The sequence below is a fragment of the Stenotrophomonas sp. NRRL B-14846 genome (assembly GCF_050473585.1).
In the GTDB taxonomy this organism is placed as follows: domain Bacteria; phylum Pseudomonadota; class Gammaproteobacteria; order Xanthomonadales; family Xanthomonadaceae; genus Stenotrophomonas.
Genome location: NZ_JBFLUN010000022.1, coordinates 1,208,108 through 1,220,409, shown reverse-complemented (window position 1 = coordinate 1,220,409; position 12,302 = coordinate 1,208,108). Strand labels below are relative to the sequence as shown.

Genomic DNA, 12,302 nt, shown 5'->3' with positions numbered 1-12,302 from the left:
GTGGCGCGGCACTACGGCTGATCCGGGCACCTGGATCGGTTCAAGACCGTCCCGACGCCCTCCCCTGTGGATCGATCCAAACTAAAGCACAGCTGAACCACGCCCGGCATGCGGCGGCGCAGCAACGTCCGGCGGAATGCCGCTATCGGCTGCCGGTATCCAGAACAATCAAAGGGTTGCGAAACATCGCTGAGAGAACAGCGCACGAAGTGATGACACGATTGCGACAGACGCGCGCGGAACGGTTTTGTCCGTGGCCGGTCCGCGTACCGGGTCGGATCCCTTCGCAGAAGGGCTCTGACCCCGGGCTTGCGGTCAGGCGTCCATCGCCTGCCGCAGCGCGGCCACGGTCGCGGTGGCGGTCTGGTTCCAGTCCGGGTCCAGGCCGCGCAGCGCCGGGTTCTGGAACTGCATCGCCGAGCGGCGCAGGCCCTTGGCCGAGGCGTGCAGCTCGGTACAGCCGCTCCGTCGTGCGACGGCGGCGATATTGGCCGGGCCCAGCCCCGCGCCGGCCATCACCGCGATACGCCCCGCCGCCTGGCTGACCAGGCCTGCCAGCACATCGGCACCCGCCTCGGCACTGACCTGACCGCCCGAGGTCAGCACGCGCTGGCAACCCAGCCCGATCACCTGCTCCAGCGCGGCCGGCAGATCGCGGGCGGCATCGAAGGCGCGATGGAAGGTCACCTGCAGCGGCCCGGCAGCCTGCACCAGTTCACGGCACAACGGCACGTCGATGCCGCCCTGCACATCCAGCGCACCGATCACCACGCCATCGCAGCCCAGCGCGCGGCACTGCGCGATGTCACGCAGCATCAGTTCGGTTTCCAGCGCGTCGTAGTGGAAGTCGCCCGGGCGGGGCCGCACCAGCACGAACAGCGGAATCGACAGGCGTTCGCGGGCCATCGCGATGCTGGCGAAGGACGGCGTGGTGCCGCCCTCGGCCAGGTTGTCGAACAGCTCGATACGATCGGCGCCGCCGGCCTGTGCGGCCAGCGCCGACGCCAGCGAATTGCTGGCGATCTCCAGGGTGAGCCGCGTGCTCACGTCTGGGTGCTCGTGTAGATCGATGGCGAGTCGCGCAGGTCATCCTGGCGCTGCCCATCGCAGACCGCGTAGACAAAGCCGCGATGCAGCGCGTAAGCGCCGACCTCGCCCTGCTTGTTCATGGCCAGGAAGCAGACCTGCAGTGTCTTGCTCGCTTCCGGGCGCTTGCGCACCACGCGGTCGATCGCTTCGCGGCAGGCCTGCGCCGGCGAGCGCCCCTGGCGCATCAGCTCGACCACCAGGAACGAGGCGGCGTTGCGGATCATCTCTTCACCCACGCCCGAAGCAGTGGCCGCGCCCACGTCGTTGTCGACATACAGGCCGGCACCGATGATCGGGCTGTCGCCGACCCGGCCGTGCAGCTTCCAGGCCATGCCGCTGGTGGTGCAGGCACCTGCAAGGTGGCCCTTGGCATCCAGTGCCAGCATGCCGATGGTGTCGTGGTTGTCGCTGTTGCCGGGAATACCGCGGCGCTCGGCATTGATCTGCGGCTGGTACTTCTCGGTCTTCAGCCACTCGCGCCAGGCCGCTTCGGCCTGCGGCGTCAGCAGGTGCCTGCGCTCGAAACCCTGCTGCACCGCGAACTGCTGCGCGCCCTCGCCCACCAGCAGCACGTGCGGGCTGTTCTCCATCACTTTGCGCGCCACCGAGACCGGATGCAGGATGTCGACCAGCGCCGCCACCGCACCACAACGGCCATCGCCGTCCATGATGCTCGCGTCCAGGCTCAGCACGCCGTCGCGATCCGGGTTGCCGCAATGGCCGACGGTGGGGTTGCACAGCTCGCTCTCGGCCCAGCGTGCACCCGCCTCCACCGCATCCAGCGCGCTGCCACCCTGCGCCAGCACCTTCCATGCGGCCTGGTTGGCCGGTACGCCGAAGTCCCAGGTGGAGACCACCCTGGCCCCCCCCTGCGTGCGCGCCTGCACGCCCGGCAATGCCGCCATGCCTGCGGCCAGTGCACCGGCCTGCAGGAACTGCCTGCGATCCACCATCTTCCCCTCCCAGTCTGCAATGCACGGCCGGCCCGATGCCGGCCGAGCCGATCAGTCGTGCGTGGGCTGCCGTGCGGCGTGCCAGACCGCTGCGCCGAGCACGCCCAGCTGGCCATGCTCCACGCGCCACACCGGCACCTGGCGCAGCACCTCGGTCAGCACGCCCTTGTTGAGGAAGCGCTCACGGAAGCGGCCATCGGCCAGGAAATCCTGCACATGCGCGGAAATGCCACCGGCCAGGTACACCGAGCGCGCGCCGACGGCGATCGCCGCGTCGCCGGCCAGGCTGCCCAGCCAGGCACAGAACACCTGCAACGTTTCCACCGCCAGTGCATCCTCGCCGCCACGCGCGGCGCCGATCAGCGCCTCGGTGCTGGTCCACACCGGGGTGACGCCGCGCAGTTCGCACAGGCACGGATACAGGTTCATCAGGCCACTGCCGGACAGCACCCGCTCGTTGTCCACGTGCGGCCAGCGCTGCAGCAGCTTGCCCAGCACCTGCAGTTCCAGCGCGTTGCCGGCGCCGAGCGCCGCATGGCCGATCTCGCTGGCCAGCACCGGACGCTCGCCATCGGCGAAACGCAGCGCGGCACCCAGGCCGGTACCGGCGCCCAGCACCAGCGCCGGGAACGCCTGCGCCGGATCGGCGTCGCCGTTCAGTGGCACCAGGGTTTCCGGCTGCAGGTACGGGATGGCCAGCGCCACCGCTTCGAAATCGTTGATCAGCTGCAGCTCGTGCAGCCCGGACTGCGCGCGGGTGGCCGACAGCGAAACCGTCCACGGCAGGTTCGAATTGATCAGCACATCGCCATCGAGCAGACCGGCGATGGCGACCACCGCGGTCTGCACCGGTTGGCCGAGGCCGGCGGTGAAATCGGCCAGGATCGCGGCCAGGCTGGGGTGCTCTGCGCAGGCATAGGTGCGATGGCTGCCCAGCAGCGGCGCCTGGCCGGGTTGGGTCTCAGCCAAGGCCAGGCGGGCGAAGGTGCCGCCGACATCGGCAACGACCAGATGGCGCGGAAGACCGCCGCGGGCGGAGTCGGAGGAAACCGGGGACGCTGCTGCGATGGTCACGCTGGCCTGCTTGGATCGATTGAATCGCCCCGATTCTCAGGCATCGGGGCGGCTTTGCCTAGCGCGCCGATGGTTCAGGTTGGCCTACATGCCTTCCTGTTCGGCCACCTGCACGCCATCCACCAGCACGCGCAGGCGCTGCGGGCGGAAGCCGGCGAACAACAGCGGCCGGGTGCGCTCGACCAGCACTTCGTGGCCGGCGATGTGACGCAGCCACGACTGTACCAGCGAGAACGAGAAGTGGGTGCCCGGATGCAGCGGGTGCTGCACCCAGACCTTCTCGGTGGCGCTCTGCAGCAGCATCGCGCCGGTGAACCAGTGGCGGCTGAGGGTCACCGGCGTGGTGCCGGCCATGAAGCGGATATCCATGCGGGGTCCTTTCGCTGGAGCGCTGGTGCGCGGGGTCAGGGCTGGGCAGTCTGCAGGCTGTAGCTGGTGGTGGCGGTGAACACTGCACCATCAGGCTGGGTGGAGCGTACTTCGACCTTGTGGCTGCCTGTTGCCAGGTCGGTCGGCAGCGCGCCCCGCCACAGGTGCGGCGACGCGGTGGCCTCCGGCGAACGGTCGTAGCCGCGCAGGCTGTTGGCCAGATCATCGGCCACGTTCTCCACCATCAGGCGCGGATCGGGCTGGCTGACCTGCTTCATCGGCTGCCAGGCGCCGCCATCGACGCGGTACTCGACCACGCTGGCGTCCTCACCCATGTAGACGTTGGCGTAGACACCCCACGCCGGATAGGCGCCCTGGCGCAGTACCTTCGGCGCGTGCAGGCCGATCTGCTCGCTGGCCGGCTTGCCGGCCACGCGGTACTGCAGGCGATAGCTGCCGTTGCCGGCCACGTCGAGCAATGCATAGCCCTTCGGCGTGCCATCGCTCATGGTGCTGTCCGGCACGCCAGCGGCGTTCTTGACGCCCGACCAGAACGCACCGCAGTTGGCACCGACGTTGTATTCGTGCAGCGGCTTGTCGCCGTTCCAACCCTCGGCCTTGCCGTGGTAGACGTGCTGCTGGGTGTGGCTGTGACCGCTGAGCACCAGCACGTTGCGGAAGTCCTTCAGCAGGTCGAACAGGCGCTGGCGGTCGGCGTGGCGGAAGGTCTCGCGCCCCGGCGCGGCGTCGAACAGCGGGATGTGCATGCCCAGCACCAGCAGGCGGTCCTTGTGCAGGCCTTTCAGGTAGCTGGCGAGGAAAGCGAACTGGTCTTCGCGCAGGCCACCGACGTACTTCGGCTTGGCCTTGGGGTCATACACCACGTCGTCCAGGAACACGAAACTGGCGCCACCCTCCTCCACCGCGTAGGTGTCCGGGCCGTAGATGTTGCGCCAGCTGTCCAGCGAATGCTCATCGCTGGCGGCATCGAAGTCGAGGTCGTGGTTGCCCGGCACGTGGAACCACGGCACGCCAAGCTGGGTAGTGACCTTGTTGATCTCCGGGTACAGGGCCAGGTCGTCGTTGACGATGTCGCCCAGGGTGGTGCCCATGCGCGCCTTGGTCTGGCCGACCAGCGGCGCCACGATCGACTGCTGGTAGTAGCCGATGTCCTTCAGGCTGGCGGTCTGCGAATCGGTGAACACCAGCATCTGGAAACCACGGCGGCTGTCATGGCGATCCGACTGCAGGGCGAAATCCCAGTTGCGGGTGACGTCGCTGGTCGCGGCGATGCCACCATACTTCAGTGCCGGTGAACCGTTCGGGCGGTAGTGGCGCCAGAACGAAGGCAGGCCATCGGCCGCCTTCGGGAACGAATACGCATCGGGCTTGATCACGAATACGGTCTGGCCGTCGCGCACCGGCAGGCTGTAGCTGCCGTCGGCGGCCGTCTTGACGATGGTCTCGCCGTTGGAAACCTGCACCCCGGCCAGCCCCGGATCGGTCGCACCGCGCCCGGGCCGGCCGTCGCGCTCCAGGTAGACCTTGCCGCTGACCACGGTATCCGCGGCCCAGGCCGGCGAGGTCAGCAACAGGCAGCACAGCCAGGCGGCAGGCAGTTTCATGGGCGGTCCGGGAAAGAAGAAGACCCCCTATTGTAGAGCCGAGCCATGCTCGGCTGCATTGCAGAGGTGGGTGCGGACCGTTGGTCCGCACGCCTTCCTCAACGATGACGCTTTTCCAGCACCGCCCGCGCATCATCCAGCGACAGCCCGCGCGCGCGCAGCAGCACCAGCAGGTGGTACAGCAGGTCCGAAGCCTCGCCGAGCAGCGCCTCATCATCCTGCGCCACGGCGGCCAATGCGGTCTCCACGCCCTCCTCGCCCACCTTCTGCGCGATGCGGCGGATGCCGCCCTCGAACAGGCTGGTGGTGTAGCTGCCCGGCGGGCGCTGCGCCTCGCGCATCGCCACCAGTTGGCCCAGCCCGCCCAGGAAGTCCTTCGGCGCCTGGTCGAAACAGCTCTCGGCCCCGGTGTGGCAGGTTGGCCCTGCCGGGCGTGCCATCACCAGCAGCGTATCGGCATCGCAGTCGACACGGATCGACTGCACCACCAGCACGTTGCCGGACTGCTCGCCCTTGGTCCACAACCGCTGCTTGCTGCGGCTGAAGAAGGTCATGTGGCCGATGGCCAGCGTGGCGGCCAGCGATTCGGCGCTGACATAGCCCAGCATCAGCACCTGCAGGGTATCGGCATCCTGCACCACGGCCGGCAGCAGGCCGTCGCCCTTGCCCCAGTCCAGCGCCTGCAGCGCATCCAGCGATGGCCTCACTTCAATAGACATCCCGCACCTCGATCTGCTGTCCGCGCAGGTAGCGCTTCAATTCCGGAATGGCGATCGCGCCGCTGTGGAACACGCTGGCCGCCAACGCGCCGTCGACGTCGGCCTGGTCGAAGGCCTCGGCGAAGTGTTCCATTGCACCGGCACCGCCCGAGGCGATCAGCGGCACGTGGCACAGGGCCCGCGCCTGCTGCAGCTGCACGACATCGTAGCCACGGCGCACGCCGTCGCTGTCCATGCAGTTCAGCACGATCTCGCCAGCGCCACGCCGTTGTGCTTCGACGATCCAGTCCAGGGTCCGCAGCGGTACCGCCTGGGTCTTGTCCGGGTCGCCACTGAAACGGCGTACCCGCCACTGGCCGTCCGCTTCGCGTACCGAGTCCACACCGACCACCACGCACTGCACGCCGAACTCATCTGCCAGCTCGGTGATCAGCTCCGGGCGGCCCAGCGCAGGCGAGTTGATCGACACCTTGTCGGCACCGGCGAACAGCACGCGGCGCGCGGTTTCCACGCTGTCGATGCCACCTGCCACGCAGAACGGAATATCGATCAGGCGTGCGATGCGCTCGATCCAGGCCACGTCCACCGAACGTGCCTCAGGGCTGGCGCCGATGTCATAGAACACCAGCTCGTCGGCACCCTGGTCGCGGTAGCGCTGCGCCAGCTCCGCGATGTCGCCCATATCGACGTGATCGCGGAAGCGCACGCCCTTGACCACGCGGCCATCGCGCACGTCCAGGCACGGGATGATGCGGCGGCTCAACATGCCAGCGCCTCGCTCAGGTCCATGCGCTGCTCCAGCAGGGCCTTGCCGAGGATGGCACCGCCGCAGCCGGCAGCACGCGCCTCGGCCACATCGGCCACGTCACGGATGCCACCGGAGGCCTGCACCGCCACGCCCGGCAGCAGCGCCGACAGGTGCTGGTAGAGGCTGATGTTGGGCCCGGCCAGCATGCCGTCGCGGGCGATGTCGGTGCACAAGAGGTGGCGCATGCCGGCACGCGCATAACGCTGGGCCAGGTCATCCAGGGTCACGCCGGCATTCTCGGTCCAGCCGTGCACCGGCAGCTGCCATTGGCCCTGGGCATCCTGGCGGGCATCCAGCGCGATGGTGATGCGCTCGGCGCCGAACTCTTCCAGCCAGCCGACCACTTCGTCGGGGCGACGCACCGCCAGCGAGCCGACCACCACGCGGCCGGCGCCGGCATCGAGGATGCGCGCCACGTCGTCGCGGCCGCGCACGCCACCGCCGGTCTGCACCTGCAGCGGCGTCTGCGCACGGATCGACGCCAGCAGCGGCGCAAGGGTATAGCCACCGGCACGCGCAGCGTCCAGGTCGACCAGATGCATCCATTGCGCGCCCTGCGCGGCGAAGGCCTGTGCGCGCGGCAGCGGATCGTCGCCATACGAGGTTTCCTGCGCGTAGTCGCCCTGGCGCAGCCGCACCACGCGGCCGTCGCGGATATCCAGCGCGGGATAGACGATGAAACTCATGCAGCAGTGCCCTCGAGGAAGTTGCGCAGCATCAGCGAGCCGGTCTCGCCGGAGCGCTCGGGATGGAACTGTGCGCCGTAGTAGCGCCCCTGCTCCACCACGGCGGTGAACAGGCCACCGTGGTCGCAGGCAGCGACGGTGTGGGTATTGAGCGGCGCCGCGTAGCTGTGCACGAAGTAGGCGCTGGCGCGCTCCGGCACACCGCGCAGCAGCAGCGATTCGCGCAGCGGGAGCAGGCGGTTCCAGCCCATGTGCGGCACGCGGATGCCGCAGGCCGGCACCAGCTTGCGCACGACGCCGGGAATCAAGCCCAGTGTCTCGACGCCGGCCTCCTCGGACCGCTCGAACAGCAGCTGCATGCCCAGGCAGATGCCCATCAGCGGCACTTCCAGTCGTTGCAGCGGCTCCACCAGGCCCTGCGCGTGCAGGCGCTGCATGCCGGGACCGGCGGCGCCGACGCCGGGCAGGATCACCCGCTGCGCACCGACCAGACCGTCGGCATCGCGCACCAGCCGCACCGTCGCGCCCAGGCGCTCCAATGCGTAGCGCACCGAGCCCAGGTTGGCACCACCGGCATCGATCAGCGCGACGTCGCTCACAACGCCCCCTTGGTACTCGGCAGTGCCGTGCCCTGGCGGGCCAATGCCGGGCGCAGTGCGCGCGCCAGTGCCTTGAAGCAGGCCTCAACCTTGTGGTGATCGTTGTCGCCCCGTACCTGCAGGTTGAGGTTCAAACCGCTGGCATCGCACAGCGAACGGAAGAAGTGCGGCACCAGCTCGGTCGGCATGTCACCCACCCGCTCGCGCTTGAACTCGCCCTCGAACACGAAATAGGGGCGGCCGCTGAAGTCCAGCGCAGCGCTGGCCAGGGTCTCGTCCATCGGCAGGGTGAAGCCGTAGCGGCCGATGCCGCGCTTGTCGCCCAGCGCCTCGCGCAGGGCCTGACCCAGCGCCAGCCCGGTGTCCTCGATGGTGTGGTGCTCGTCGATGTGCAGGTCGCCCTCGGCCTGGATGTCCAGCGCGAAGCCACCGTGCTTGCCGATCTGCTCCAGCATGTGGTCGAAGAACGGAAGGCCGGTGGAGATGCGTGCATCGCCCGCGCGATCCAGGTCCAGTTCGACGCGGATCTTCGTTTCCTTGGTGTTGCGCTGGACGACGGCAGTACGCGGCGCATCGGCCAGCGCATGGGCGATGCCCGGCCAGTCCCACTCGCCACCGAACTGTTCGGTGTGCAGCTGGAAGCCACGGATGTTGAGGTTGTCGGCGAACTGCAGGTCGGTGATGCGGTCGCCGACCATGCCCGAGCGCGCCCAGTCGATGCTGCGGTCCTGCAGGTAGGCGGTCATCAGGCCGATGCCCGGCTTGCGGGTCGGCGCGTTGTCCTGCGGCCAGCTGCAGTCGATCAGCACGTCACGGAAGGTGATGCCCTGGCTCTCGAAGATCTGCAGCATCAGGTCGTTGGGGCCATCGAAGCTGGCACGCGGGTAGCTGTCACTGCCGAGGCCATCCTGGTTGGTGACGATCACGAACTGGTAGCCGGCATCACGCAGCTTCAGCAGCGCCGGGATCACCTGCGGCACGAAGCGCAGCTTCTCGTAGGCGTCGATCTGGAAATCGGACGGCTCCTCGATGAGGGTGCCGTCGCGGTCGATGAACAGGATCGGGGTCATGCTGCGGCCCTCCGCGCCGACAGGGCCACAAGCACGCGGTCATTCTCTTCGGGGCTGCCGATGCTGATGCGCAGCGCATCACCCAGCTGCGGCGCGGCGCGCTGGTCGCGCACCACCACGCCCGCAGCCAGCAGCGTATCGAACGCGGCCTGGGCATCGGCGAAGCGGACCAGCAGGTAGTTGCCGGACGAGCGGTACACGCGGCGAACGCCGGGCAGGCCCGGCAGCGCCGCGAACAGGCGTTCGCGCTCGGCGATGACCGTGGCCACGCGCTCGGCGGTGCGTGCCAGCGTGGCCGGCTGCAGTGCCTGCACGGCCAGGTCCGCGCACGGCGTCGGCACCGGGTACGGCGCCTGGCAGCGACGCAGCACGGCAATCAGCTCCGGGGCAGCGATCAGGGTGCCAACGCGGGCGGCCGCGAGCGCGTGCGCCTTCGACAGCGTGCGCAGCACCGCCAGGTTGGCGTGCGCGGCCAGCAGCGTGGTCGCCGACGGGCGCTGCGCGTACTCGACATAGGCCTCGTCCACCACCACCAGCGCTTGCCCGCGCAACGCAACCGCCACGCGTTCGATCTCGCCGAGGGCGATGTCACTGCCAGCCGGGTTTGAAGGTGCGCACAGGAACACCAGCCTGGCATTGCGCGTCCTGGCGGTATCGATCACCGCATCCAGATCGGCGCGCAGGCCATCTTCGCTGTCCACCAGGGGCACCTCAATCAGTGCGGCACCCTGCAGGCGTGCGCAGACCGCGTACATGCCGAACACGGGCGGCGTGACCAGCACACCATCGCGACCCGGCACGCACAGGGCGCGCACCAGCAGATCAATGGCTTCGTCGCTGCCGCGGCCGATCAGCAGCTGCGGCGGCGTCACGCCGTACAGCGCCGCCAGGCCCGCACGCAACGCCAACGGCTGCGGTTCCGGATAGCGCCGGCTGTTGCCCGCCACATCAGCCGGATTGGCCCAGGCCGACTCGTTGGCGTTCAGCCAGACCTCGCCCTGCACCGCCGCGCTGCGCGCCGAACTGTAGCCGGCGAAGGCCTGCAGGTCCGGGCGCACCAGGGCCAGCACCTCATCGATAGCCGCGTTCATGCCGCCGCCTCCATGCGCAGGGCCACTGCACGCTCGTGCGCATCCAGGCCTTCGGCGCTGGCGATGATGCGTGCGCAGCCGCCGATTGCCGACAGGCCGGCAGCGCTGGCGCTCTGCACGCTGATCAGGTTCTGGAAGCTGGCCACGCTGACACCGCTGTAGGCACGCGCGGCACCGGCGGTGGGCAGTACGTGGTTGGTGCCGCTGCAGTAGTCTCCCAGTGCCTCGGGCGTGTAGTCGCCGAGGAACACCGAGCCGGCTGCCTGCACCTTGTCCAGCCACGCGCGCGGATCGCGCAGGGCCAGGATCAGGTGCTCGGGCGCGTAGCGGTTGCTGATCGCGAACGCCTCGGCCAGCGAATCGACCTGGATCAGGCGCGACGCCGACAGCGCCTGGCGCGCGATCTGCTGGCGCGGCAGCAGGGCCACCTGGCGCTCAACCTCGGCTTCAACCGCCGCCAGCATCACGGCATCGTCGGTCAACAGCAGCACCTGCGAATCCGGACCGTGCTCGGCCTGCGACAGCAGGTCGGCGGCAACGAACGCCGGATTGGCGCCGGCATCGGCGATCACCAGTACTTCGGAGGGACCTGCCGGCATGTCGATGGCGGCGGCGCCGTCCTGTGCGACCTGCTGCTTGGCTTCGGTGACGAAGCTGTTGCCGGGCCCGAACAGCTTGTCGCAGGCCGGAATGCTGGTCGTGCCATAGGCCATCGCGGCGATCGCCTGCGCGCCGCCCAGCTTGAACACGCGCTGCACACCAGTCAGGCGCGCGGCCACCAATACTGCCGGATCGGCGCTGCCATCGGCGCGCGGCGGCGTGCACAGCACCACCTGCGGGCAACCGGCCAACTGCGCCGGAACGCCCAGCATCAATGCGGTGGACGGCAACGGCGCGCTGCCAGCCGGAACGTACAGGCCCACCCGGCCGATCGGACGCAGCATGCGTTCGCAGACCACGCCCGGCGCGGTTTCAACTGCATAGCCTTTGCCCATGCCGGCGGCGTGGAAGCGCGCGATGCGCTCGGCGGCGTCCACCATCGCCTGGCGCAGTTCGGCGGGCACGGCCGCTTCAGCAGCGGCGAATTCGACTTCGGAAACTTCAAACGAGGCCAGCTCGACACCATCGAAGCGCGCGGTGATCGCACGCAGCGCATCGTCGCCCTGTGCACGCACCTGCGCGATCAGGGCCGCCACGGCATCGCGGGTCTGCTGCGCCACGGTCTGCACCGGGCGGGTCAATGCCGCGCTGCGCGCAGCTTCATCAAGTCGGGACCAGATCAGACGGTTCATGCCAGCGACCGCTCCACGCTCAGTACCATCAAGCCCTGCGCACCTGCGCGCTCGAGTTCCTCCATGCGCTGCCAGCTCAGCGGCCCAGGGCACATGGTCTGCAGGCGCAGCGCGCCGCCATCGGCAGGCAACCGCACCAGCGGCTCGGCATCGGCCAGCAGCTGCGCCAGCGCGTCGACGCGATCCTCGCTGGCACGGAACATCAGCAGCTTGCGGTCCTGGCGCTGCACCACGCCGTCGAGGCGGCGCAGCAGCATCGCGCGCAGCGATGCACGTGCGTCATCCGGCACGCGCACCGCGCCGGCCAGCACCGCCTCGCTGTCGAGCAGGTTATGCACCGGGGTCAGCTGATTGGCGCGCAGGGTGGCGCCGCTGGACACCAGATCGCAGATCAGGTCGGCGGTGCCCAGGCGCGGAGCGATTTCCACCGAACCGGACAGCTCGACCACCTGTGCGTCCACGCCCTGCTCGGCCAGCCACTGCTTGAGGATGGCCGGGTAGCTGGTCGCGATGCGGGTGCTGGCCAGCTGCGCCGGACCCTGCCACTGCCATTCCTCGGGCACCGCCAGCATCAGCCGGCACTGGCCGAAGCCCAGCCCGCGCAGCGCCTGGTAGGCGTCAGGCAGGCCGATCTGACGGCGTGCCGCAGCCTGTTCGTCCAGCTCGTTGCGGCCGACGATGCCGAGGTCGCAGACGCCGTCGGCGATCAGGCCGGGGATGTCGTCGTCGCGCACCAGCAGCAGGTCCACCGGCAGCGATTCGCCGTAGCAGAACAGCTTGTCGCGGCTCTCGCGCCAGCTCAGGCCGCAGGCGCTGAGCAGGTTGCGGGCGGGTTCGGCCAGCCGGCCACTCTTCTGGATGGCGATACGCAGCCGGTCTCGTGCCGGCGCTGCTTGGGTTGCACTCATGGGGGAAGTCTCGAAGTTC

13 protein-coding genes are annotated in these 12,302 nt (G+C 69.1%); all 13 read right to left on the bottom strand.

Annotated elements, in window-relative coordinates; genetic code table 11:
* Positions 1-315 precede the first annotated feature (315 nt).
* On the bottom strand, positions 316-1,047 hold the full coding sequence (locus AB1281_RS07970) for a copper homeostasis protein CutC (protein ID WP_430345528.1): 732 nt from the start codon (positions 1,045-1,047) through the stop codon (positions 316-318).
* Entirely contained in the window at positions 1,044-2,042 is a 999-nt protein-coding gene (locus tag AB1281_RS07965; RefSeq protein WP_430345527.1) for a N(4)-(beta-N-acetylglucosaminyl)-L-asparaginase, read from the bottom strand. Before AB1281_RS07965 ends, AB1281_RS07970 begins: the two co-directional genes overlap by 4 nt.
* A 51-nt stretch (positions 2,043-2,093) precedes the next feature.
* Entirely contained in the window at positions 2,094-3,116 is a 1,023-nt protein-coding gene (locus AB1281_RS07960) for a glucokinase (RefSeq protein ID WP_430345526.1), read from the bottom strand.
* A gap of 84 nt (positions 3,117-3,200) precedes the next feature.
* Complete coding sequence (locus tag AB1281_RS07955; RefSeq protein ID WP_005409434.1) at positions 3,201-3,485, bottom strand: hypothetical protein; 285 nt, start codon at positions 3,483-3,485, stop codon at positions 3,201-3,203.
* A 35-nt stretch (positions 3,486-3,520) separates the two neighbouring features.
* Positions 3,521-5,110: a calcineurin-like phosphoesterase C-terminal domain-containing protein gene (locus AB1281_RS07950; protein ID WP_430345525.1), complete on the bottom strand. Its 1,590-nt coding sequence runs from the start codon at positions 5,108-5,110 to the stop codon at positions 3,521-3,523.
* A 98-nt stretch (positions 5,111-5,208) separates the two neighbouring features.
* Positions 5,209-5,829, bottom strand: coding sequence for a bifunctional phosphoribosyl-AMP cyclohydrolase/phosphoribosyl-ATP diphosphatase HisIE (gene hisIE, locus AB1281_RS07945; protein ID WP_075674606.1), 621 nt, complete (start codon positions 5,827-5,829; stop codon positions 5,209-5,211).
* Positions 5,819-6,595: an imidazole glycerol phosphate synthase subunit HisF gene (gene hisF / locus AB1281_RS07940; protein WP_430345524.1), complete on the bottom strand. Its 777-nt coding sequence runs from the start codon at positions 6,593-6,595 to the stop codon at positions 5,819-5,821. The genes hisIE and hisF overlap by 11 nt, the downstream gene beginning before the upstream one ends.
* Positions 6,589-7,323 carry a 1-(5-phosphoribosyl)-5-[(5-phosphoribosylamino)methylideneamino]imidazole-4-carboxamide isomerase gene (gene hisA / locus AB1281_RS07935; RefSeq protein WP_014037010.1) on the bottom strand — a complete coding sequence of 245 codons (735 nt, stop codon included), beginning with the start codon at positions 7,321-7,323 and terminating at the stop codon, positions 6,589-6,591. The genes hisF and hisA overlap by 7 nt, the downstream gene beginning before the upstream one ends.
* Entirely contained in the window at positions 7,320-7,922 is a 603-nt protein-coding gene (hisH, locus tag AB1281_RS07930; RefSeq protein WP_024956882.1) for an imidazole glycerol phosphate synthase subunit HisH, read from the bottom strand. Before hisH ends, hisA begins: the two co-directional genes overlap by 4 nt.
* Positions 7,919-8,992, bottom strand: coding sequence for a bifunctional histidinol-phosphatase/imidazoleglycerol-phosphate dehydratase HisB (hisB, locus tag AB1281_RS07925; RefSeq protein WP_430345523.1), 1,074 nt, complete (start codon positions 8,990-8,992; stop codon positions 7,919-7,921). Before hisB ends, hisH begins: the two co-directional genes overlap by 4 nt.
* The gene (gene hisC, locus AB1281_RS07920) at positions 8,989-10,083 is read right to left on the bottom strand and encodes a histidinol-phosphate transaminase (protein ID WP_430345522.1); all 1,095 of its coding nucleotides are present in this window, start codon (positions 10,081-10,083) and stop codon (positions 8,989-8,991) included. The genes hisB and hisC overlap by 4 nt, the downstream gene beginning before the upstream one ends.
* A complete protein-coding gene (gene hisD / locus AB1281_RS07915) occupies positions 10,080-11,375 on the bottom strand; it encodes a histidinol dehydrogenase (RefSeq protein ID WP_430345521.1) in 1,296 nt (431 codons plus the stop codon). Before hisD ends, hisC begins: the two co-directional genes overlap by 4 nt.
* Positions 11,372-12,283 (bottom strand): ATP phosphoribosyltransferase, encoded by a 912-nt coding sequence (gene hisG, locus AB1281_RS07910; RefSeq protein WP_430345520.1) that lies wholly within the window; start codon positions 12,281-12,283, stop codon positions 11,372-11,374. The genes hisD and hisG overlap by 4 nt, the downstream gene beginning before the upstream one ends.
* Positions 12,284-12,302: the final 19 nt, after the last annotated feature.